Annotated in this window: 17 protein-coding genes; 8 read left to right on the forward strand and 9 right to left on the reverse strand. The window is 70.2% G+C overall.

Going from position 1 to position 21,161, the window contains the following annotated elements; all coding sequences use genetic code 11:
- Positions 1 to 30 precede the first annotated feature (30 nt).
- A complete protein-coding gene (rsgA, locus tag ACJJVL_RS08210; protein ID WP_405218062.1) occupies positions 31 to 1,071 on the reverse strand; it encodes a ribosome small subunit-dependent GTPase A in 1,041 nt (346 codons plus the stop codon).
- Positions 1,068 to 2,399 (reverse strand): 3-phosphoshikimate 1-carboxyvinyltransferase, encoded by a 1,332-nt coding sequence (gene aroA / locus ACJJVL_RS08215; RefSeq protein ID WP_405218063.1) that lies wholly within the window; start codon positions 2,397 to 2,399, stop codon positions 1,068 to 1,070. The genes rsgA and aroA overlap by 4 nt, the downstream gene beginning before the upstream one ends.
- A 44-nt stretch (positions 2,400 to 2,443) precedes the next feature.
- On the opposite strand from aroA, the gene ACJJVL_RS08220 reads away from it, so the two are divergent.
- Both ACJJVL_RS08220 and ACJJVL_RS08225 read left to right on the forward strand, forming a co-directional pair.
- Positions 2,444 to 3,100 (forward strand): sigma-70 family RNA polymerase sigma factor, encoded by a 657-nt coding sequence (locus tag ACJJVL_RS08220; RefSeq protein ID WP_405218064.1) that lies wholly within the window; start codon positions 2,444 to 2,446, stop codon positions 3,098 to 3,100.
- Positions 3,097 to 3,354 carry a zf-HC2 domain-containing protein gene (locus ACJJVL_RS08225; RefSeq protein ID WP_405218065.1) on the forward strand — a complete coding sequence of 86 codons (258 nt, stop codon included), beginning with the start codon at positions 3,097 to 3,099 and terminating at the stop codon, positions 3,352 to 3,354. The genes ACJJVL_RS08220 and ACJJVL_RS08225 overlap by 4 nt, the downstream gene beginning before the upstream one ends.
- A gap of 75 nt (positions 3,355 to 3,429) precedes the next feature.
- On the opposite strand, the gene aceB is transcribed toward ACJJVL_RS08225, so the two are convergent.
- On the reverse strand, positions 3,430 to 5,112 hold the full coding sequence (gene aceB / locus ACJJVL_RS08230; protein WP_405218066.1) for a malate synthase A: 1,683 nt from the start codon (positions 5,110 to 5,112) through the stop codon (positions 3,430 to 3,432).
- Positions 5,113 to 5,143: 31 nt separating this feature from the next.
- Positions 5,144 to 6,457 (reverse strand): isocitrate lyase, encoded by a 1,314-nt coding sequence (gene aceA, locus ACJJVL_RS08235; RefSeq protein WP_405218067.1) that lies wholly within the window; start codon positions 6,455 to 6,457, stop codon positions 5,144 to 5,146.
- A gap of 147 nt (positions 6,458 to 6,604) precedes the next feature.
- Here aceA and ACJJVL_RS08240 point away from each other — a divergent pair, with 147 nt between their 5' ends.
- Positions 6,605 to 8,092: an ImmA/IrrE family metallo-endopeptidase gene (locus tag ACJJVL_RS08240; RefSeq protein WP_405218069.1), complete on the forward strand. Its 1,488-nt coding sequence runs from the start codon at positions 6,605 to 6,607 to the stop codon at positions 8,090 to 8,092.
- On the opposite strand, the gene ACJJVL_RS08245 is transcribed toward ACJJVL_RS08240, so the two are convergent.
- The 4 genes from ACJJVL_RS08245 to ACJJVL_RS08260 form a co-directional block, all read right to left on the reverse strand.
- Positions 8,089 to 8,559 (reverse strand): adenylyltransferase/cytidyltransferase family protein, encoded by a 471-nt coding sequence (locus ACJJVL_RS08245; protein WP_405218071.1) that lies wholly within the window; start codon positions 8,557 to 8,559, stop codon positions 8,089 to 8,091. The genes ACJJVL_RS08240 and ACJJVL_RS08245 overlap by 4 nt on opposite strands.
- A 136-nt stretch (positions 8,560 to 8,695) precedes the next feature.
- Positions 8,696 to 9,682 carry a glycosyltransferase family 2 protein gene (locus ACJJVL_RS08250; protein WP_405218073.1) on the reverse strand — a complete coding sequence of 329 codons (987 nt, stop codon included), beginning with the start codon at positions 9,680 to 9,682 and terminating at the stop codon, positions 8,696 to 8,698.
- 113 nt (positions 9,683 to 9,795) lie between these two features.
- Positions 9,796 to 10,710, reverse strand: coding sequence for a glycosyltransferase family 2 protein (locus tag ACJJVL_RS08255; protein WP_405218074.1), 915 nt, complete (start codon positions 10,708 to 10,710; stop codon positions 9,796 to 9,798).
- Between the two features lie 11 nt (positions 10,711 to 10,721).
- Positions 10,722 to 11,756, reverse strand: a complete 1,035-nt coding sequence (locus ACJJVL_RS08260; protein WP_405218076.1) for a glycosyltransferase — start codon at positions 11,754 to 11,756, stop codon at positions 10,722 to 10,724.
- A 115-nt stretch (positions 11,757 to 11,871) separates the two neighbouring features.
- On the opposite strand from ACJJVL_RS08260, the gene ACJJVL_RS08265 reads away from it, so the two are divergent.
- From ACJJVL_RS08265 to ACJJVL_RS08275, 3 genes are read left to right on the forward strand one after another with little or no spacing between them, the layout of a single operon-like run.
- Complete coding sequence (locus ACJJVL_RS08265) at positions 11,872 to 12,609, forward strand: CDP-alcohol phosphatidyltransferase family protein (RefSeq protein WP_405218078.1); 738 nt, start codon at positions 11,872 to 11,874, stop codon at positions 12,607 to 12,609.
- Positions 12,606 to 13,580, forward strand: a complete 975-nt coding sequence (locus ACJJVL_RS08270; protein ID WP_405218080.1) for a glycosyltransferase family 2 protein — start codon at positions 12,606 to 12,608, stop codon at positions 13,578 to 13,580. Before ACJJVL_RS08265 ends, ACJJVL_RS08270 begins: the two co-directional genes overlap by 4 nt.
- On the forward strand, positions 13,577 to 14,215 hold the full coding sequence (locus ACJJVL_RS08275; protein WP_405218082.1) for a hypothetical protein: 639 nt from the start codon (positions 13,577 to 13,579) through the stop codon (positions 14,213 to 14,215). The genes ACJJVL_RS08270 and ACJJVL_RS08275 overlap by 4 nt, the downstream gene beginning before the upstream one ends.
- On the opposite strand, the gene ACJJVL_RS08280 is transcribed toward ACJJVL_RS08275, so the two are convergent.
- Entirely contained in the window at positions 14,195 to 15,262 is a 1,068-nt protein-coding gene (locus tag ACJJVL_RS08280) for a glycosyltransferase family 4 protein (protein WP_405218083.1), read from the reverse strand. The genes ACJJVL_RS08275 and ACJJVL_RS08280 overlap by 21 nt on opposite strands.
- A 376-nt stretch (positions 15,263 to 15,638) precedes the next feature.
- On the opposite strand from ACJJVL_RS08280, the gene ACJJVL_RS08285 reads away from it, so the two are divergent.
- The gene (locus tag ACJJVL_RS08285) at positions 15,639 to 16,133 is read left to right on the forward strand and encodes a hypothetical protein (RefSeq protein WP_405218085.1); all 495 of its coding nucleotides are present in this window, start codon (positions 15,639 to 15,641) and stop codon (positions 16,131 to 16,133) included.
- A gap of 36 nt (positions 16,134 to 16,169) precedes the next feature.
- Positions 16,170 to 21,095 carry a PKD domain-containing protein gene (locus ACJJVL_RS08290; protein WP_405218087.1) on the forward strand — a complete coding sequence of 1,642 codons (4,926 nt, stop codon included), beginning with the start codon at positions 16,170 to 16,172 and terminating at the stop codon, positions 21,093 to 21,095.
- Positions 21,096 to 21,161 lie beyond the last annotated feature (66 nt).

Genomic DNA, 21,161 nt, shown 5'->3' on the forward strand with positions numbered 1-21,161 from the left:
CCTCGTCCCGGCCCAGGGCCCAGCGCCCGCCTACTCCTGGTGGCGCAGGCCGCGAGCGGTGACGAGCGTACCCAGCAGGCGCTGCATCGAGTCGACCCGTCGGACATCGAGCCTGCCATCGGCCGCTGCCGCCGTCAGCTCGCAGTACTGCTCGTCGGCGAGGTGGGTGCAGCCGCGCGGGCAGTCCTCCGCGACGGCCGCGAGATCGGGGAAGCTGCGCAGCACGCTCGCGGTCGCGACGTGCCCCAGGCCGAACGATCGCACGCCGGGGGTGTCGATGATCCAGCCGTCACCGAGCTTGAAGGAGACGGTCGACGAGGAGGTGTGGCGGCCGCGGCCGGTCACCGTGTTGACGTGGCCGACGGCGCGGTGAGCGCTCGGCACGATCGCGTTCACCAGCGTCGACTTGCCCACCCCGGAGTGGCCGACGGCGACCGTGGTGTGGCCCGCGAGCCGCTCGCGCAGCGCCTCCGAAGGCGGGTCGTCGATCGACGACCGCCAGACCTCGATGTCGAGGCCGGCGAAGTTCGCCAGGAAGGGCTCAGGGTCGGCGACATCCGTCTTCGTCATCACGAGCACCGGCGTGATCCCTGCGTCGAACGCGGCGACCAGGAATCGGTCCACCATGCCGGCTCGCGGCGGGGGATCGGCGGATGCGACGACCATCAGCATGACGTCGGCGTTCGCGACGATGACGCGCTCGACGAGGTCGGCGTCGTCCGCTGAGCGGCGCAGCACGGTGGTGCGCGGCTGGATCCGCACGATGCGTGCGAGCGAGCCCGTCTCGCCGGTGGTGTCGCCCACGACGTCGACGCGGTCGCCGGCGACGATCGACTGCTTGCGCAGTTCGCGCGCCCGCGCGGCGGTGACGACTGCCTCGTCCGACTCACCCACGCGCACGGCCAGGCGGTAGCGGCCGCGGTCGACACCGGTCACGATGCCGGTCACCGCATCGTCGTGCTCCGGCCGGTGCTTCGAGCGGGGCCGGTTCGCCTTCGGGTTCGGCCTCTCGCGCACGCTCGACTCGTCGTACTCCTCGTACGGGTCGTCGAACTCCTGCATCCAGCTCACGCGGCGGGATCCTGACCGCCGAGCATCGCCGCCCATAGCTCGGGGAACTCGGGGATCGTCTTCGCGGTCGCCCCGATGTCGTCGACCTCGATGCCGGGGACGCGCAGGCCGATGACGGCGCCCGCCGTCGCGATGCGGTGGTCGTCGAATGCGGCCCAGGCGCCGCCGGTGAGCGGCGCGGGCTCTACGCGGATGCCGTCCGGCAGCTCGACGGCGGTGCCCCCGAGCGCGGCGATGTTCTCGAGCATCGCCTGGATGCGGTCGGTCTCATGTCCGCGCGTGTGGCCGATGCCCGTCACCTCGACGGGCGCGGCGGCGATGGCGCCGAGGGCGATGACGGTGGGGGAGAGCTCGCCAGCGGCATGCATGTCGAGCGTGGCCCCCGGGATGTCGCCGCCGACGGCCTCGACCGTCAGCGAACCATCCGACACCGCGCTCTCAGCGCCGAACGCCGCGAGCAGCTCCGGCAGCATGGCGCCCACCTGCGTGGTCTGCGCCGGCCAGCCGTCGAGCACGACGCGGCCGCCGACGGCCACGACTGCGGCGAGGAACGGCGCGGCATTCGACAGGTCGGGCTCGATCTGCTCGTCGAAGGCCGCGATAGTGCCCGGCTCCACGCGCCAGCTCGCCTCGCCGACGGCGCGCGCGTCGACGCCGCGCTGGCGCAGGGCGGCGAGCGTCATCTCGATGTGCGGGATCGATGGCAGCCGATGCCCGCGGTGGTGCAGCGTCAGCCCGCGCTCGAAGCGGGGCGCCGCAAGCAGCAGCGCCGAGACGAACTGGCTCGACGCGCTCGCGTCGATCTCGAGCTCGCCGCCGGCGACGCCGCCGGTGCCGTGCACCGTGAATGGCAGGCGCGGCGCATCGGCGTCGATCCGCACGCCCAGGTCGCGCAGCGCCGCGATGGTCTGATCCATGGGTCGCTTGCGCGCGTGCGGGTCGCCGTCGAACGAGACGGCACCGTCGCCGAGCGCTGCGACGATCGGCAGGAAGCGCATCGCAGTGCCCGCGAGGCCGCAGTCGATGTGCCCGCCGCCCGTGACCGGCTGCGGTGTGATGGCGAGATCCGGTCCGAAGGCGCCGTCGCCCGTGACCTCGTCGATGCGGGTGCCGAGCACGCGAAGCCCGTCAGCCATGATCGTCGCGTCACGGCTGCGCAGCGGACGGTGCAGGGTCGACGGGCCGTTGCCCAGCGCGGCCAGCAGCAGCGCGCGGTTCGTGAGGCTCTTGGAGCCGGGCAGCTGCACGCGCGCGTCGATCCTGGTCGACGCGGTCGGGGCGGGCCAGCGGCGCGCGCTGGTCTGGCGGGAATGCTCTGGGTGGCTCATCGGTTGCAATCTATCGGTCAGGAAATGCTGGTGAGGAGGAATCCATGACGACGGCAACGCTCGAAGCATCGCCGGCGACACTAGACTCGCCCGCGATGACCACCGAAGAGGCCGAGGCCAGCAAACGCGACGACTTCGTCGAGCAGGCGATGCAGTATGCCGACCAGCTCTACGCCGCCGCCATGCGCATGACCCGCAACCCGGCGGACGCAGCAGACCTGGTGCAGGAGACGCTGCTGAAGGCGTACGCCGCATACGGGTCGTTCCAGCAGGGCACGAACCTGCGCGCGTGGCTGTACCGCATCCAGACCAACACCTACATCAACACGTATCGCAAGCAGCAGCGCCGCCCGTTCGAAGCACCGCTCGACGACATGGAGGAGTGGCAGATCGGCGATGCCGAGTCCTTCACCGCCAGCACGTCGCGCAGCGCCGAGGCCGAGGCCATCCATCGGATGCCGTCGGGCATCGTGAAGGATGCGCTGCAGCAGGTGCCGACCGACTTCCGCATGGCGGTCTACTGGGTCGACGTCGAGGGCCTCAGCTACGCAGAGACCGCGGAGGTCATGGAGACACCGGTCGGCACCGTCATGAGCCGGTTGCACCGCGGCCGCAGGCTGCTGCGCGGACTGCTGGCCGACTACGCCCGTGAACAGGGCATCGCAGTGCCGGGGAGCACCGACAAGGAGAAGACGTCGTGAGCACGCTGGAGGACAAGACGGACTGCGCCGAAGCGCGCGCCGCGCTGGAGGAGTACCTGCACAAGGAGCTCTGCGCCGAGGACGCCGCCGACGTGCGAGCGCACCTCGAGCAGTGCGAGGAGTGCTCGGCCGAGCACCACGTGGGTGAGACGCTCACGAGCGCACTGCAGGGAGCATGCAAGGACCGCGCACCCGAGGAGCTGCGCGAGCGCCTGCTGCAGAGCCTGCGCGCCGCGCAGGCGCAGCACGGCTGAGCGACGAGCGCTGACAGCAGGAAGGCGGGGCCCGATCGGGGCCCCGCCTTCCTGCGTTCTCGGTGATGCCGGCGCTCAGGCGGCCTCCCGCTCCTCGTCCGACGCGTGCGGCTGCGCGTTCGGCGCCGACGGCGCGCTCTGCACCGCGATGGACCCGGTGCTGGTGCGCTCGACGCCCTCGGCGAGGTAGCGCTCGGTGCCCGCGAGCGTGAGGAACGCGGGGTAGGTCTCCTCCAGCGCGATCTCGCGGAACAGCGCGATCGCCTCGCGGAATCGGTTCCCCTCCGGGCATTCGACGCTGCGGGCGAGCTCCTCGACGATGTCCTCGCAGCGGGCGCGCGTGATCGTCCGCCCGTCCTCGGTCGTCGACTCCGCGTAGATCCACTGCCACACCTGCGAGCGCGAGATCTCGGCCGTCGCCGCATCCTCCATCAGCGAGTGGATGGCGACGGCGCCGTGGCCGCGCAGCCACGCCTCCAGGTAGCGGATGCCGATCTCGATGTTCGAGCGCAGGCCCGCGTCGGTGATCTCGCCGCGCGTGGTCGACAGGTCGATGAGCGCCGCGCCATCGACCGGCACATCCTCACGGCTGCGGTCGAGCTGGTTGGGCCGCTCGCCCAGCACGGCGTCGAACGCCTCGCGGCACGTCGAGACGAGGCCCGGGTGCGCAACCCACGAGCCGTCGAACCCGTCGCCGGCCTCGCGCGACTTGTCGCTCGCGACGGCCGCCAGCGCGCGCTCGGTGGCCTCGGGGTCGGAGGCGCTCGGCACGAACGCCGCCATGCCGCCGATGGCGTGCGCACCGCGGCGATGGCAGGCGCGCACCAGCTGCTCCGTGTAGGCGCGCATGAACGGTGCCGTCATCGTCAGCTGTGAGCGGTCGGGGAGCACGAAGGCCTCCCCGCGCAGGCGGAACGCCTTGATGATCGAGAACAGGTAGTCCCAGCGGCCCGCGTTCAGACCCGCCGAGTGCTCGCGCAGCTCGAACAGGATCTCCTCCATCTCGAATGCGGCCGTGATCGTCTCGATCAGCACCGTCGCGCGGATGGTGCCCTGCGGCAGCACCAGCAACTGCTGCGCCATCACGAACACCTCGTTCCAGAGCCGCGCCTCGCGGTGGTTCTCGATCTTCGGCAGGTAGAAGTAGGGGCCCGTGCCGCGACTGATGAGCTCCTCGGCGTTGTGGAACACGTGCAGGCCGAAGTCCACCAGCGAGCCCGACATGGGCGTGCCGTCGACGAGGATGCGGTGCTCATCGAGGTGCCAGCCGCGCGGCCGCACCACGATCGTCGGCGTATGCGTCGCCGTCACGCGATACTCCTTGCCGGCAGGGCTGGTGAACTCGATCTGCCCGCGGATCGCGTCCTGCAGGTTCACCTGGCTGGCGATGACGTTGCGCCAGAGCGGGCTGGACGCGTCCTCGCAGTCGGCCAGCCACACCTTCGCGCCCGAGTTGAGTGCATTGATCGTCATCTTGCGCTCGATCGGACCGGTGATCTCCACCCGGCGATCCTCCAGCCCGGGCGCGGGCGGCGCGACCCGCCAGCTGGCGTCGTCGCGGATCCGGGCGGTCGATGCCAGGAAGCGCGGGCTGTCGCCGTCGGCGAAGGCGGCGCGGCGTGTACGGCGTTCCTGCAGCAGCTGCTGCCGGGTGCACTCGAATGCGTCGTGCAGCTGGAGCAGGAACTCGAGCGCGTGCTCGGTGAGCACACGGTCCTGGCCCTGGGCGGTGGCGGTGATGCGGATGCGGTCATGCATGGTGGTCGTCCTCCTCGCGGTCGACGCGTGCTCAGTGGAACTGCTCGGACTCGGTGGAGCCGGCGAGCGCCAGCGTTCCCGAGTTGGGGTTGAGGGCGGTGGCGACCTGGTCGAACCAGCCCGTGCCGACCTCGCGCTGGTGCTTGGTCGCCGTGTACCCGTGCGCCTCTGCCGCGAACTCGCGCTCCTGCAGCTCGACGTAGGCCGACATGTGGTGGTCGGCGTAGCCCTTCGCGAGGTCGAACATCGAGTGGTTCAGCGCGTGGAAGCCAGCCAGCGTGATGAACTGGAAGCGGAAGCCCATCGCGCCCAGCTCTCGCTGGAACGCGGAGATCTGGTCGTCGTCGAGGTGCTGCTTCCAGTTGAAGGACGGTGAGCAGTTGTAGGCGAGCAGCTGGTCGGGGAACTCGCTCTTGATCCCCTCGGCGAAGGCGCGCGCGACCTCCAGGTCGGGCTTGCCGGTCTCCATCCAGAGCAGGTCGGCGTAGGGGGCGTAGGCGCGTCCACGAGCGATGCACGGCTCGATGCCGTTGGCGACTTCGTAGAAGCCCTCGCTCGTGCGGCCGCCGGTGAGGAAGGGGCGGTCGCGCTCGTCGACGTCGCTCGTGAGCAGTGTCGCCGCTTCGGCGTCGGTGCGGGCGATGATGATGCTCGGCACGCTCTCGACATCGGAGGCCAGGCGCGCGGCGTTGAGCGTGCGCACGTGCTGCTGTGTGGGGATGAGCACCTTGCCGCCGAGGTGGCCGCACTTCTTCTCGCTCGCGAGCTGGTCCTCCCAGTGCACGCCTGCGGCACCCGCGACGATCATGCTGCGCATGAGCTCGAAGGCGTTCAGCGGTCCGCCGAAGCCGGCTTCGGCGTCGGCCACGATGGGAGCGAACCAGTCGTTGACGGTCGAGGTGCCCTCGCCGCGCTCGATCTGATCGGCGCGCTGCAGCGCGTTGTTGATGCGTCGCACGACCGCCGGCACCGAGTTCGCGGGGTAGAGCGACTGGTCGGGGTAGGTCTGGCCCGACAGGTTCGCGTCCGCGGCCACCTGCCAGCCGGAGAGATAGACCGCCTCCAGGCCGGCGCGCACCTGCTGCACCGCCTGGTTGCCCGTCAGTGCGCCGAGGGCGCGGACCGGCGTCGGGTTTGCGTGCAGGCGCTCGAACAGGCGCCCGGCGCCGCGCCGTGCCAGCGTGTGCTCCTCGACCACCGAGCCGCGCAGTCGCACGACGTCGGCAGCGGTGTAGTCGCGGGTGATGCCGCTCCAGCGGAAGTCTGCCGCCCACTCCAGCTCGAGCTCTGCCGCTTCGGTTGCCAGCGTGCGCTGCGGGGCCGGGGTCCGGTGCTGCTCGGTCATGATGCGCTCCTTGGGTTCGATCCTGTGCTGCTCACCCGACGGGGTGGTGTGACCACTCTGCGGGCAGATCGAGCCCGTAATGCGCCACCGCCGTGATGAAGTTCTGCATTCCTGCCACACGGTGCAGTTCTGCCGTATGGTGCTCGCATGACCCGCGCATCCTCGTCGCCAGGCACTTGGGATCGACCCGCGAGATCGACACCGGAGCCCGAACCGGTCGATGCGCTGCAGCTGGGCAAGTCGCTGCGCCACGCCCGCAAGCAGGCTGGGCTCACGCTCGACGCCGTGCACGATGCCATCGGGCTCGCGCCGTCGCAGCTGTCGGGCTTCGAGCTCGGCAAGCGAGAAGCCCGCTTCTCGCAGCTGCAGCAGCTCTCGTCGCTGTACGGGGTGACGCTCGCGCAGCTCACGGGCACCGTGCCGCCGTCGAAGCGCGCCGCCATGGAGCTGCGACTGGAGCGCGCGATGCAATCATCGACCTGGCAGCAGAAGCGGCTGCCGACCATGCGCATCGGGCCTCGCACGCCCGACGATGTGCTCGAGACGATGCTGGCGCTCGTCGACGAGCTGGATCGCGTGGCCGAGGAGCGGGTCGCGACGCCGGAGGAGGCTCGTCGGGCGAACACGCAGCTGCGCGCCGAGATGCGCACGCGCGACAACCACTTCCCGGAGATCGAGGCCGAGGCCGCCGCGATGCTCGCGAGGGTCGGCTACCAGTCGGGCCCCCTGTCGCAGCACCTCATCGCGGCGATCACGGAGCGACTGGGATTCTCGCTCCATCATGTGGGCGACCTGCCGCACTCGACCCGCTCGGTGATGGACTACAAGCGCAAACGCATCTACCTCTCGCGCTCCACGCGCACCGGCCATGATCCGCGGTCGGTGCTGCTGCAGGCGCTCGGTCACCATGTGCTCGGTCACTCGGTGCCGGCCGACTTCGGCGAATTCCTGCGGCAGCGCATCGAGACCAACTACTTCGCCGCGGCGCTGCTGATGCCCGAGCGCACGGCCGCCGAGTTCCTCGCGGACGCGAAGCGTGAGCGTCAGCTCGCGGTCGAGGATCTTCGCGACGCGTTCGCGGTCTCGTACGAGGCCGCTGCGCATCGCCTGACGAACCTGGCGACCGTGCACCTCGGCATCCCGCTGCACTTCCAGAAGGTGCACGAGTCCGGCATCATCTACAAGGCCTACGAGAACGACGGCGTGACCTTCCCCGCAGACCACACCGGTGCCATCGAGGGGCAGCCGGTGTGCAAGCGCTGGACCAGCCGCGAGGTGTTCGACATTGCCGACAGGGTCAACCCCTTCGAGCAGTACACCGAGACGCCGGCCGGCACCTTCTGGTGCACGGCGATGACCGAGCGCAGCCAGAGCGGGGAGTTCTCGCTCTCGATCGGCGTGCCGTTCTCAGAGGCGAAGTGGTTCCGCGGCAGGGCGACCAAGGAGCGATCGGTGTCGCGCTGCCCGGATCCGTCATGCTGCCGGCAGCCGCCCGCGGACCTCGCCGAGGCTTGGGCGGGGCAAGCATGGCCGAGCGCGAGAGCGCACTCCCACCTGCTCGCTGCGCTCCCGCCGGGCGCGTTCCCAGGCGTCGACGAGACCGAGGTCTACCGGTTCCTAGCCGCGCGCGATTAGAGCACCGCGGCGTGGCGCAGCGGCAGTCGCAGGGCGGCATCCGCCATGTCGTCGAGCTGCGACAAGGCGCGCCTGAGCACGGTGCTCGAGGTGTGTGCCGTGTAGGGGAAGTAGACGATCTCGACACCGACCTCGGCGAACTCGCGCTCGAGCCGGAGGCCGCGCTCGGTGCCGCGCCAGTCGTCCCCCTTGAAGAAGTGCGTGAAGCCGACCTCGCGCCAGGTGTCGAGCTTGTCGGGCACCGTCTCGACGTGCACGCGGTCGACCCAGCGGATCGAACGCACGATCTCGACGCGCTCCAGCGTGGGGATCACCGCTTCGACGCCCTTGACATCACGCAGCATCTCGTCGCTGACGACACCTGCCACGAGCTCGTCGCACTGCTCCCGCGCGTGGCGCAGCAGGTTCAGGTGCCCGACGTGGAACAGGTCGAACCCTCCCGCTGCATACCCGATGCGTTGCGGCATCCTCACCCCCACGTCCGTGAACTCCGACGAACCACATGGAACACGGTTCGCAAACAGTGTTATCGACGCTAGCACGGAGGGTCCGCGGGAGGGGCGCCGCGACCGTCGTTCGGCGCAGGGGAGCCTCAAGATGCGGTCAAGCCGGTCGCTTGTACTCCGGCGTCATGACGCCGAGTGCCCCGAGCACGCGTCCCTGTGCGAACCAGCGGCGGCGTCGATAGACGGCGCCGGCCGGGAGGTCGTGCCGCAGGCGCGCGAGCCACTCGCCAGCCACAAATGACGGCACGCGCAGGAGTCCGCCAACCAGATGACCTGCGCGCTTCGCGATCCGAGCGGCGGCCAATTCATCGCGGCTCATCAGTCGGGCGCGCACCTGCCCCTGGCAGATGGCGCGCCGTCGCACGAAGGCCAGCGTCGTCCTCCGGCTGACGATGTCGTCCCGAGCCACGGATTCTGCCGAGGCAACGATCCTGCCCCCGGCCTTGAGCAGCACGCGACCGAACTCGAGATCGGAGCCTCCGGAGAGTCCGAGCCCGACGTCGAACCGCACGCCGAGCGCGCGAGTCTGCGCGCTGTCGATCAGCACGTTGCCGGTCGCCAGGGCCGACAGCTCGGTGCCGGTGGGGAAGCGCGTGCGGCGCATGAAGCCGCCGGCCGCGATCCACGGATCGGTGCCCTCCCGCCACACGTAGCGCACGAATCCCATGACGGCAGCCGGGCGGTACGTCTGCCAGGCATCCACCAGTCCCGCCAGCCATCCTGGCTCGGGCAGCAGGTCGTCATCGATCATGACGACCAGCTCGTTCGGCGCCGCTGAGTCCAGCGCCGCCTGCCGCGCCGCAGCGATGCCCGGGGTTGGCTCCGCGAGGTAGCCGGCGTCGAGCGTCGCCGCGACAGCGCGCGCCGATTCCTCCGGATCGTTGTCGACGATGAGGATCCGGCGCTCGGCGTCGACGTCGGCCGCATCCTCCTGGATCGCGCACAGCAAGGGCTGGAGCAGCTCCTCGCGCTGGAAGGTGGGAATGGCGATCATCACCCGGGCCCGCGCAGCGCTCTGCGAGCGCGCGGCGCCCTCCATGGGTGCCGCGGGCCGACCCGGTGCGTTGTCGTGACCCTGTGCCATCGTCGCCTCCCTCGGTGTGGCAGCGCGGGACGTCTTCGAGACGCGCGTGTCCGCAATGCGACGGCGCTGCGGATGGTACCACGGGCTGAATCGTGGGCGTTCCATGAGCGCAGTCAATCGCGCGCGTACTCCGGTGTCAGTCGCCCCAGGGCACCCAGTACCCGGCCCTGCGCAAACCAGAGCCGACGCCGGTAGACGGCGCTGCTGCGCGGATCTCGGCGCAGTCTCGCCCAGTGCCCGGCGGCCGCGAACGTCGGAACGCGCAGCAATCCGCCCACCAGGTGGCCCGCACGCTTCGCCGCCCGAGCAGGCGGGTGCGCGTCCCTGCTGAGCAGACGTGCACGGATCTGACCCTGGCAGATCGCACGCTTGCGCACGAATGCGAGGCTGGTGCGCTCCGGCACGATCTCGTCCCGAGCGACGGACTCCGCGGACGCGACGATGGTCCCGCCGGCTGCGAGCAGCGCGCGACCGAACTCGAGGTCGTCTCCACCCGAGAGTCCGAGCGACAGGTCGAAGGTGATGCCGAGCGCTCGTGCTTGCGCGACGTCGATGAGCACGTTGCCGGTTGCGAGCGCCGAGAGCGCGGTGCCCGTGGGAAACCGTGTCCGGCGCATGAATCCGCCCGCTGCGATCCACGGGTCGGTGCCCTCCGGCCACACGTAGCGCACGTAGCCCATGACGACCGTCGGCGTGTGCCCGCGCCATGCCTCGATGAGCCCGCCCAGCCAACCCGGCTCAGGGACGAGATCGTCGTCGATCATGACGACGAGCTCGTCGGCGCGCGCCGCGTCCAAGGCTGCCTGCCGGGCGGCGGAGATGCCTGGCAGGGGCTCCGGCAGATAGGTGACGCCGAGAGCCGCGGCAGCCTGCTCGGCGGAGCGGTCCGGATCGTTGTCGACCAGGAGCAGCCTCGTCGGGGCCCGCACGGTCGCCGCTTCTGCCCGGATGAGGGCGATGAGCCCCGCGAGCCGACCGGCACGCCGGAACGTCGGCACGGCGATGAGGACTGGGCGCTCTTGGGACATGATCATGACGGTCAGGGGTGCGTCGCGCGACGGCGGGCCACGGCCAGGCGGAATGCGTCTCGGTGCGCGAGACCCGCATGGTTCCAGGCTCGGTCGGAGAGGTCGGGTGCCGTCGTCGGTGGGTCGGCGGCTGCGCTGGCGAAGCGCTCGAGCACATCGCCGGTGAGCTGGCCGTCGAAGCAGTGGACCCACCCGGGTCCGACCTCTGCAGCGAGTGCCTCGGCAACGTCGTTGCGCGGCACCAGTACAGGGCGCTGGAGGGACAGGGCCGCCAGCACGGACCCGGAGTTGTGCATGGCTCGGTACGGTAGCACGACGCCAATGGATTGCATAACAGTGTTTGCAAACTCGGTCTCGGAGAGGTAGTGCAGGTCGAGGCTCACCCGGCGATCTGCCTCGGCACGCGCACGCACTTCGCGCTCGATCGCGGCGCCGGTCGGGTTGCCGGCGATGCGCAGCCGCAGCTCCGGCGCGGAGTCCGAGGTAGCGGCAAAGGCATCCAGCAGATCCTCGACGCCCTTGTAGCGGCGCACGAGGCCCACGAAGGCGATGGTCGATTGCGAGGCTTCCAGCGCCGGCAACGCAGCGAACCAGTCGCGATAGTGACCGTGCTTGATGAGCGTCGCGGTGGTGCCCTCCGGCACCGCCGTGTGCTCGTTCAGCACGATGCGGTGGTCGACGCGACGCTCGATCCACGCGAGATAGCGACGCTCCCACGGCGAGACGTCGGTCGGCAGCGCGATGTTGTGCGCCGTTCGGACGACAGCGACCCGGCTGAGCGCGAGCCGAGCAGCCAGCGCGATCGCGAACGTGCGCCGCGCAGTGCGGCGCAGCACCGTCGATCCGCCGAGCATCGTCTCGGGCCAGTGGAAGTGCAGCACGTCGTAGCGGCCCAGGACAGCTCGCCTGCGGTCGAAGCGGAGGTGCTCGACACCGGGCGTCTCCGCCAGAGCGGCATCCAGCATGTGCACGTACGGGTTGGAGGTCGTGCGCGGTGCACCGAAGGACTGCATCACCCTGATCGGACGGTTCGTCTGCGCGCGCATGGCGCCCAGTGTGCCATCTTGCGCGTGAACGGGAGTGTGGGCCTAGACTCGGCGCCAGTCGTGCGCTCGGGCCGTGCGGTCCGCGCGAGGCATGCAGGGGACAGGAGTGCGACGGATGGCTGAAGCGTTCTCCGACACCTACCGCAGGCTCGCGAGCACCCAGAAGGGGCATGCGCGCGGCGCCCCCGGCTATTCCGTCTACGTCAATCGGAGGCTCGGCAGGGTGCTCGCCGCAGCGGCGTTCCGCTGGGGCTGGACGCCCAACGGGGCGACGGCATGCAGTGCCATGCACACATTCCTCGCCATCGTGCTGCTCATCGCGCTTCCCGCGCAGTGGTGGAGCGGCGTGCTCGTGGCCGCGCTCCTGGTGCTCGGCTACGCGTGGGACTCCGCGGACGGTCAGCTTGCGCGGCTGCGCGGCGGGGGCAGTCTCTCGGGGGAGTGGCTCGACCATTTCGTGGACGCGATCAAGATCTCCTCGCTGCACCTCGCGGTGCTGCTCGCCCTGTGGCTGCACACGCCCTATCGCGACACGGGCTGGATGCTCGTGCCGCTCGCCTTCTCGATCGTGGGGGTCGTGACGTTCTTCGGGATGCTGCTCAACGACCTGCTCAAGGGCAAGTCGGGCGTGCACTCGACCCACGAGCGCGGGGGGGGAACCTTTGCTCGGTCGATGCTGCTGCTCCCGACCGACTTCGGCGTGCTGTGCCTCGTGTTCGTGGTCTGGGGATGGACGCAGGGATTCCTCTGGATCTATGCCGCGCTTGCGCTCGCGAACGCCGCGTTCCTGGCGCTCGCCGCGAACAAGTGGTTCCGGGAGATGCGACAGATCGATCGGAACGCACAGCCGTGACCGGCCAGCCAGCCGCGACCGGCCAGCCAGCCGGGCCGCTGCCCGCCTTTGCGGTGGTGATCGTGAACTTCGGCTCGAGCGCGCTGCTGCGTGAGCACGCGGCAACCATCGAGCTCCCGGCCGCGGGCGGGATCGTCGTCGTCGACTGCTTCAGCAGCAGTGCCGAGCAGTCGCGGGTGCGCGAGCTCGCGGACGAGCACGGATGGACCGCGGTGCTGCTGGACGAGAACGCCGGGTTCGGCGGTGGCACCAACGCCGGTGTCGCGCGGGCCGCTGCGATGGGTGCGAGCGTCATCGTGGCGCTGAACCCCGACGCATGGATCGACGAGGCATCGCTGACGGCGCTCGTGCGTGCGGTGCAGCGGGATCCGATGCTGCTGGCGTCGCCGACGATCGTCGGTCCCGAGGGCGAGCCGTGGTTCGCGGGCGCAGACCTGTACTTGGACGACGGCGTCGTGCGCGGCGCGCGCGCCCGTCACCGGTTCCCCGCGGCGCGGCGACGGGAGTGGGCGACTGGCGCGTGCTTCGCGATCTCGCTCGATCTCTGGCGCCGTTCCGGCGGCTTCGACGAGGAGTACTTCCTCTACTGGGAGGACATCGACTTCTCCCATCGTGTGCTCGACCGGGGCGGGCGCTGGGTGCTCGTCGACGCAACGGTCGTGCACGATGCCGGCGGCACGCAGTCGGACGTGGCGTCGGGCCGAGCGAAGTCGGAGACGTACTACTACTACAACATCCGCAACGGCCTGCTCTATGCGGCGAAGCACCTCGACGATGAGCAGGTGCGCCGCTGGCTGCGCGCTGCCCCGCGAGTGGGCTTCGGCGTGCTGCTGCGAGGTGGGCGTCGGCAACTCGTGGTGTCCCTCCGCCCGTGGAAGGCGTACCTCCGGGCGCTGCGGGACGGTCGGCGCATCATCCGGGAGCGTCGAGCGCCGCTCTCGGCTCAGCCGAGTCGCGGGCGCGCCCGATGAGCGCATCGGACGGCGGCATCCTGATCGTGTGCGCGGCGAACGTCTGCCGATCGCCCATGGCCGAGTTCGCGATCCGCCGCGTCTTCGGCACGCGGGACGGCTTCGGCGGAGTCCCGGTCGCCAGTGCGGGGCTGCGCGTGGAGGACGCGCGGTCGGCGTGTCGGGATGTCGTCGCCTTCCGTGACGAGCCCATGTGGCAGCAGACGGCGGCGCAGCACGTGGCGCGCCCGCTCGATCGCGACATGATCCGAGCGGCGACACTGATCCTCGCGGCAACGCGGGAGCAGCGCTCGGCGGTGGTGGCCCAGGCTCCGGAGCGCCGCAGCGCCGTGTTCACGTTGCGCGAGGCGCTGTGGCTCGGCAGGGACTACGAGCGAGCCGCAAACACGCCGATTCCACGCGTCGTGGCTGCATTCGGCGAGCACATCCACGGCATGCGCGGACTGCGACCGCTGCCGACGCCGCAGCGCCAGCGGCTCTGGACGCGTACCGTGCCCGATCCGCTCGACATCCCCGACGGCCACGGTGGTCGGGCCAGGGCGCATCACGCTGCGATGCGGGCCGCGCTCGTGGGTGGCAACGAACTCGCAGAGCGCATTGCCGGCCCGAGGTCGCTAGCCGGCGAACCAGGCTGAGCTGGTCGCTTCGCGGAGCCTGTGCGCTGCGACATCCCAGGTGTAGTCCGCGATAGCGCGCTCGCGGGCCGCATCGCTGGGGCGCCTTCCCCACGTCGCATCCAGCTGCGCTGCCGCTGCGCTCTCGTCGAGCGGCGAGACGAACGCTGCGTAGCCGCCGACCGTCTCCCGGAAGACCGGGATGTCGCTGACGAGCAGTGGAGACCCGAAGCTCGCGGCCTCGACCGACGGCATCCCGAAGCCCTCGTCCAGACTGAGCGAGATCGTCAGGGCGGCGTGCGCGTAGAGCCACGCGAGCTCCTCGTCCGGCACGGGGCCGACCACCACGATGCTGCCGTCGCGCAGCAGTGGTTGCACGCTCTGCGGCACGGTCGACGCTCGGCCCGAGTGCTCGATGCCGCCGACGACGTAGAGCGGGCTCGACGGCGTGATCCGCGTCGAGCGCGCAGCCGCCCGCATCACCGTCTCCAGATTCTTCCGCACGTTCAGGCGTCCGACCGTGACCGCGAACTCGGCACCCGGAGGGACGATTGCCGGTCGCCGCATCTCGCCCTGCAGACCGGGCGGAATCCCGAGCCCCGTGACGACCGGTCGCAGCCCAGGGGCATGCCGGAGCACGCGCGCCGCCTCGGTCTGCGTGGAGACCGCCACGATCGACGCTCGTCGAGCCCATGGCAGCATCGGCGCGAAGTAGGCGCGCTCCGACAACGAGAACCACTGCGGCTGCTCGAGGAACATCACGTCGTGGATGAACACGATCGACGCGCCCGCAGCGGGCGTGTAGTTGTGGCACACGATGATATCGGCGCCGGTACGGGAGGCGATCCGCGGCAGCTCCCAGCGATTCGACACGGCATGAGGCCACAGTCTCGTGGTCGCGAGCGCTGCCCCGTCGGGGAGGCCGACGGGATCTGCGTCTCGCCGCAGGGCGACGATCAGCTCGTCATCGGGGAACGCCCTCGCCCATGCCGCCAGCAGCTCTCGCTGCACCGTTCGATTGGCGCCGGGTCCGCGCTGCCACCAGTACGCGTCGAACAGGACTCGCATGTGACCTCCTCAGGCGGGGCCTCGGATGATGCGCCTCCTCCTGAGGTCATCCTAAGCCAGGGCGCATCGACACGTAACATCGTTATGGCTACGCTCCGAACAGGCGGTACCCCAGGCCGAGATCCGGATGCTCCGGATGGTGTCGGGCAACCGGTAGGTCACGACAGTCTGGAGAGACGTGGACGCGCAACGGTGCGTTCGTCGAGCGAATCGTTCGACGACACTGATTCTGGCCGCGGGTTTCGCTGCGGTGCTCGCGCTCGGGCTGTCGGCCTGCGGGGCGACCGCAGCGAATCCGGCCTCCAGCGCGACCCCCCCACCACAGGCGTCGGCCGCGCCGTCAACGTCGCAAAGCGGTCCTTCCGCTCCGGCAGCGATGCCGACGCCGAGTGCATCGCCAAGGCCGGCCAGCATCGCTGCGCCGGGCGGGGAGGATGTCGATGCCTCGACGCCCGACGGGCCGCTCGAGGCAGCGCCGCTCCCGACCACGGCGGCGGAGCTCGATGAGACCGTCGCGTTCGACACCGGCATCGTGATCGACATCGTCGAAGTCAGTGCGATCACGGTGACGGCGGAGACCCCCGGCGAGGTCGACGGATCCGCCGTGCGCGTCACGGTCTCGGCTCGCAACACCTCCGACGAGCCGCAGCCGGTCGACTCCGCGCTCGTCACGGTCGTCGCTGGCGACGAGCTGGGCATCGGCACCACCGCAGGCGACCCTGCGCCGCTGTCGGGCGAGATCGCGCCGGGCGGAGCCATCACCGGTTCCTACACCTTCATGCTCGACCCGGCAGCTGATCGTGAGATCACCGTGTCGGTCAACTATGCCGCTGGCGAGCCCGTCGCGGTGTTCACGGGAAAGACCTCCTGACAGATGGAGCACGCCATGCCCGCTCACCGTCGCCCCATGCGGGCAGCGCTGCTCAGCACCGCGGCATTGATCGCCGCCGGATCGATGCTGCTCACCGGCATCAGCGCGGTCTCCGCCGCGGACGGCGATGTCCCGCCCGGACCGGTCACGATGCAGCAGCGCACCGCGGACGTCGTCACGGCCGACCCGCTGCCGACGGTGCAGATCGACAACGGGTACGTCTGGGCGCAGACGATGATCGGCAACACCGTCTATGCGGTAGGCAGCTTCGCGAATGCTCGCGCGCCGCTCGCCGCACCGGGGACGAACCTGACCCCGCGCAGCAACATCCTCGCCTTCGACATCACGAACGGCAATCTGCTGCCGTTCGCCCCGCAGGTGAACGGCGTGATCCGCGCGGTCGCGGCGTCCCCGGATGGTTCCCGCATCTACATCGGCGGCTCGTTCAACACGGTCAACGGCGAGACCCGCTGGAACTTCGCAGCGCTGAACGCAGCAACCGGGCAGCTCGTGCCAGGCTTCAACCCGACGATCGGCGGATCCGGGGTCTATGCGACCGCTGTGCTGGGCGACACCGTCTACATGACGGGCCTGTTCACACAGGCGAATGGCGTCGCACGCAGCAACCTCGCCGCGTTCGACACGGCGAACGGCGCGCTGCGCCCGTGGGCACCGACGACCGACCTGCAGGGCGACGCCATGGTCATCGACCCGGGCGGCGCGCATGTGATCGCCGGAGGGCGCTTCTACCGCGTCAACGGGGTGGTGCAGCGCGGCCTTGTGGCGCTCGACCCTGTCAGCGGTGCGATCGACACCACCTGGGCTGCCCCCGACACGGTCATCAACGGGTGGAACTCCGGATCCTCGGCAGGCAAGGCGGGCATCTTCGCACTCAACACCGATGACGGCGGCGTGTACGGCACCGGCTGGGTGTACGCGAACGTCACCGTCGGCAACCTCGAGGGCGTCTTCGCGGCGGAGGCCGGCACCGGAGACATCCGCTGGATCGCGGACTGCCACGGCGACCACTACGGCGTCTACTCGACCGGCGAGATCGTCTACGCCACGAGCCACACCCACCAGTGCGACACCGTCGGGCTCGCGCCCGAGCTGAGCCCGCGCACCTACCGGTACGTCGAAGCATTCAGTGCGACCGCCGAGGGCACGCTGACGCGCAGCCCCTCGGTGAGCAGCATCTACAAGGACTGGAGCGGCGCGCCCGCCCCCGAGCCGTACGCCTGGTACCCGGACTTCCTGATCGGCCACACCTCCGGCCTCAACCAAGCCGGTCTCTCGATGACCGGCAACGGCCAGTACCTCGCGGTCGCCGGTGAGTTCAGTGCGGTGAACAATCAGCGCTACGAGGGCATCGTGCGCTTCGCGACCACGCCTCCTGGCGGACCCAAGCAGGGCCCGCGCATCGCGAGCTCCTCCTGGGGTGCGCCGACCGCGTCCTCCGCGGTCGCAGGCCGGGTGCGCATCTCCATGCCCGCGAACTGGGATCGCGACGATCGTGACCTCACCTACGAGCTGCGCCGATCTGGCACCGCGGGAGTCGTGCAGTCACAGGTCGTCGGTTCGGGATGGTGGCCGCAGTCGCAGCCGCGCGTGCTGTTCGGCGACACCGGGCTGACACCGGGGGCCTCCTACACCTACACCGTGCGCGCGGTGGACGGCGACGGCAACGCGGTCACGAGCCAGCCGGTCAGCGTGACCGTCGGTGCTGGCACGCCATCCGAGTACGTCAACGCCGTGCTCGACGACGGAGCCTCCATCTACTATCCGTTGGGCACCATCGCCACCGACTACGCCGGCGGCGGCAATCCGCAGTTCGGTGCGGGCACGAGCAGCGTGACTCCTGGTGCTGTCGCGGGCGTCACCGGCGAGTCGGCCACCGACTTCGCGGGCAACAGCAACGGTCGTGTCTCGTCACCCGCGAGCGGAGCCGTCACGTCGGAGTTCTCCGCAGAGGCGTGGTTCCAGACCACCACGAACAGCGGCGGCAAGATCATCGGCTTCGGCAACGCGGTGACCGGCTCCTCGTCCAGCTACGACCGACACGTCTACATGCAGAACAACGGCCGACTGACGTTCGGCGTCTACCCCGGTGGTGTGCGCACCGTGAGCTCTGCCCAGTCCTACAACGATGGGGAGTGGCACCACGCGGTGGCGACGCAGAGCAGCGAAGGCATGCGGCTCTACGTCGACGGAGTGCTGGTCGGCAGCGACGCGTCGACGGTCGGCGCGCAGGTCTACAACGGCCACTGGCGAATCGGCGGCGACAATCTGTCTGGCTGGCCGAGCCGACCGACGTCCGACTTCTTCAGCGGTCGCATCGACGACGTCGCCATCTACCCGAACGCGCTCGCGAGCGGCCAGATCATGTCGCACTACACCACCGGTCTCGACCAGGAAGCGCCCAGCCCCGCGTTCACATCGTCGACCGACGACCTGACGGCGACGTTCGACGGCTCCGGATCGACCGCTGACACCGGCGCGACGATCGCCGCATACGCGTGGAGCTTCGGCGACGGAACGCCGGACGGATCTGGCGTGGCACCCGCGCACACCTATGCGTCGGCGGGCACGTACGCGGTCACGCTCACGGTGACGGACAGCCGGGGGGTGAGCGGCGCAGTCACGCAGGACGTCACGGTGCTCGCCGCCAACCAGTCGCCCACGGCGTCGTTCACGACGTCGGTCGACGGCATGGCAGTGGCAGTGAACGCCGTGGGGTCCTCCGATCCCGATGGCTCCATCGCGTCCTACTCGTGGAACTGGGGGGACGGCAGCGCTGCCGCCACCGGCGCCACGGCATCGCACGCGTACACGACACCGGGAGAGCACACGATCACACTGACCGTCACGGATGACCGGGGCGCGACGGGCACGACGACCCGCCAGGTCACGGCGGCGCATGCCGACCCGACGGCATCCTTCACCGCGGCAGCGGCGGGACTGCGCATCGACGTCGATGGCTCGGCCTCGGCCGCCAGCGACGGCGCCTCGCTCAGCTACGCGTGGAACTGGGGGGACGGAGCATCCGGCAGCGGAGGCACCGCCAACCACAGCTACGCGGCAGGGGGCACCTACACGATCACCCTCACTGTCACGGACAGTCTCGGAGCCACGGCGACGACGACGCGGGAGTTGACGGTGTCTCAGGCCGCATTCGCGGGCAGGGACGACTTCGAGCGGACGGTGAGCGCCGGGTGGGGTGACGCCGACGCCGGCGGCACCTGGACACCGATGTTCGGCTCCGCGGCCGTGGCCTCGGTCGCAGGCGGCGACGGCATCCTGACGCTGTCGCCCAACCAGACCCGCAACATGGCGCTCCAGGGCCTGTCGATCGCCGACAGCTCGACCACCGTCACCTACTCGATCGACCAGGCACCGGCTACGGGCAACTCCTATGTCGGCATCGCCGCACGGCAGTCCGCGACGCAGAACTACACGGTTCGCGCCTGGATGCGCAGCAACGGCACCGTCTGGCTCGTCGCGCAGCGCTCCGGCAGCTCCACGGTGCTGTCGGCGGTGCCCCTGGGGCTCAACTGGACCGCGGGCCAGGAGCTGCAGCTGCGAGTGCAGGTGACGGGCGCGAGCCCGACCACGATCCAGGCGAAGGCCTGGCCCGCGGCTAGTGCTGAGCCGGCTGCATGGCAGCTGAGCACGACGGACGCAACGGCCGGACTGCAGGGCGCAGGCTGGGTCAGCCTGCATGCGAACCGAGCCGGGTCCGCGGCGTCGACCGCTGCGTTCTCCTTCGACGGTCTGCGGGTGAGTGACCCGAACACGGGCGGGGAACCGGCCAATGTCGATCCGGTCGCCTCGTTCACCGCCGCGGTCTCCGATCTGCAGGTCGCGGTCGATGGCACGGCGTCCTCCGATGCCGATGGCTCCATCGCCGCCTACAGCTGGAACTGGGGTGATGCCACGCCGGCCAGCTCAGGGGCCACTGCGACCCACAGCTACGCCGCAGCTGGCACCTACACCGTCTCGCTGACCGTGACCGACGACGACGGCGCCACCGCGTCCACGAGCAGCCAGGTGACCGTCACCGCGGCGCCCGGCGGCAACACGGCGCCGACCGCCTCGTTCACCACCTCGGTGGCCGATCTCGATCTGGCTGTCGATGCTGCGGCGTCCGCCGACGCTGACGGCACCATCGCGGGGTACAGCTGGAACTGGGGCGATGCCACGCCAGCAAGCACGGGGGCCACGGCGACTCACACCTATGCCGCAGCCGGCACCTACACGGTGACGCTCACCGTGACGGATGATGACGGCGCTACCGCGACCACCACACGGGAGGTGACCGCGACGGACCCGGTCGTGCCCGGTGACTTCGCCGCGGAGGACGACTTCGGCCGCACGGTCTCGCAGGGCTGGGGCTCGGCGGATGTCGGCGGCGCCTGGGGTGTTGAGAGCGGCAGCTCGACGCCGCTGTCGGTGGCCGGTGGGACGGGCGTGCTCACGCTCGGAGCAGGCTCCACCCGCAACGTGCTGCTGAACGACGCCGACCTGCAGAACGTGCGGATCTCGGTCGACTTCTCGCTCGATCAGGCACCGTCCACAGGCTCTGCATACTTCGGTGTCCTCGCCCGATCGACCGGCACGGACGACTACCGCGTGCGCACCTGGCTGCGGGACAACGGCACTGTCTGGCTGGTGCTGCAGCACGGCAGGACCGTGCTGCGCAGCTACCAGGTGCCGGGCCTCATCCGGGGTGCCGGCGACTCGTTCACCTTGGCGGCGGAGGTCTCGGGCTCGACGAGCACGACCTTCTCGGCGAGCATCTGGCGCTCGGGCACCCCGCAGCCAGCGATCTGGCAGGTGGTGGCGACCGACGCGGCTGGGCCGGAAGCCAGCGGAGCCGTCGGCGTGCACTCGAACCGCTCGGGTTCGTCGAGCGCCACTGGCGTGTTCACCGTCGATGCGTTCCGCGTGACTGACCTCGGCTGACGGATCTGCGCTGACGATGCCGAGGGCGGCCTGAGTAGATTGGCCGTGTGAGGCGACGGCGCGAGG

The organism is Agrococcus sp. Ld7, assembly GCF_045064095.1.
GTDB lineage: Bacteria > Actinomycetota > Actinomycetes > Actinomycetales > Microbacteriaceae > Agrococcus.

Bases quoted from the DNA above. Each gene is read 5' to 3' on its own strand.
- aroA (WP_405218063.1), bottom strand. From the start codon at position 2,399: ATGAGCCACCCAGAGCATTCCCGCCAGACCAGCGCGCGCCGCTGGCCC.
- ACJJVL_RS08220 (WP_405218064.1), top strand. From the start codon at position 2,444: ATGACGACGGCAACGCTCGAAGCATCGCCGGCGACACTAGACTCGCCC.
- aceB (WP_405218066.1), bottom strand. From the start codon at position 5,112: ATGCATGACCGCATCCGCATCACCGCCACCGCCCAGGGCCAGGACCGT.
- aceA (WP_405218067.1), bottom strand. From the start codon at position 6,457: ATGACCGAGCAGCACCGGACCCCGGCCCCGCAGCGCACGCTGGCAACC.
- ACJJVL_RS08240 (WP_405218069.1), top strand. From the start codon at position 6,605: ATGACCCGCGCATCCTCGTCGCCAGGCACTTGGGATCGACCCGCGAGA.
- ACJJVL_RS08245 (WP_405218071.1), bottom strand. From the start codon at position 8,559: ATGCCGCAACGCATCGGGTATGCAGCGGGAGGGTTCGACCTGTTCCAC.
- ACJJVL_RS08250 (WP_405218073.1), bottom strand. From the start codon at position 9,682: ATGGCACAGGGTCACGACAACGCACCGGGTCGGCCCGCGGCACCCATG.
- ACJJVL_RS08255 (WP_405218074.1), bottom strand. From the start codon at position 10,710: ATGTCCCAAGAGCGCCCAGTCCTCATCGCCGTGCCGACGTTCCGGCGT.
- ACJJVL_RS08260 (WP_405218076.1), bottom strand. From the start codon at position 11,756: ATGCGCGCGCAGACGAACCGTCCGATCAGGGTGATGCAGTCCTTCGGT.
- ACJJVL_RS08265 (WP_405218078.1), top strand. From the start codon at position 11,872: ATGGCTGAAGCGTTCTCCGACACCTACCGCAGGCTCGCGAGCACCCAG.
- ACJJVL_RS08275 (WP_405218082.1), top strand. From the start codon at position 13,577: ATGAGCGCATCGGACGGCGGCATCCTGATCGTGTGCGCGGCGAACGTC.
- ACJJVL_RS08280 (WP_405218083.1), bottom strand. From the start codon at position 15,262: ATGCGAGTCCTGTTCGACGCGTACTGGTGGCAGCGCGGACCCGGCGCC.
- ACJJVL_RS08285 (WP_405218085.1), top strand. From the start codon at position 15,639: ATGCCGACGCCGAGTGCATCGCCAAGGCCGGCCAGCATCGCTGCGCCG.
- ACJJVL_RS08290 (WP_405218087.1), top strand. From the start codon at position 16,170: ATGCGGGCAGCGCTGCTCAGCACCGCGGCATTGATCGCCGCCGGATCG.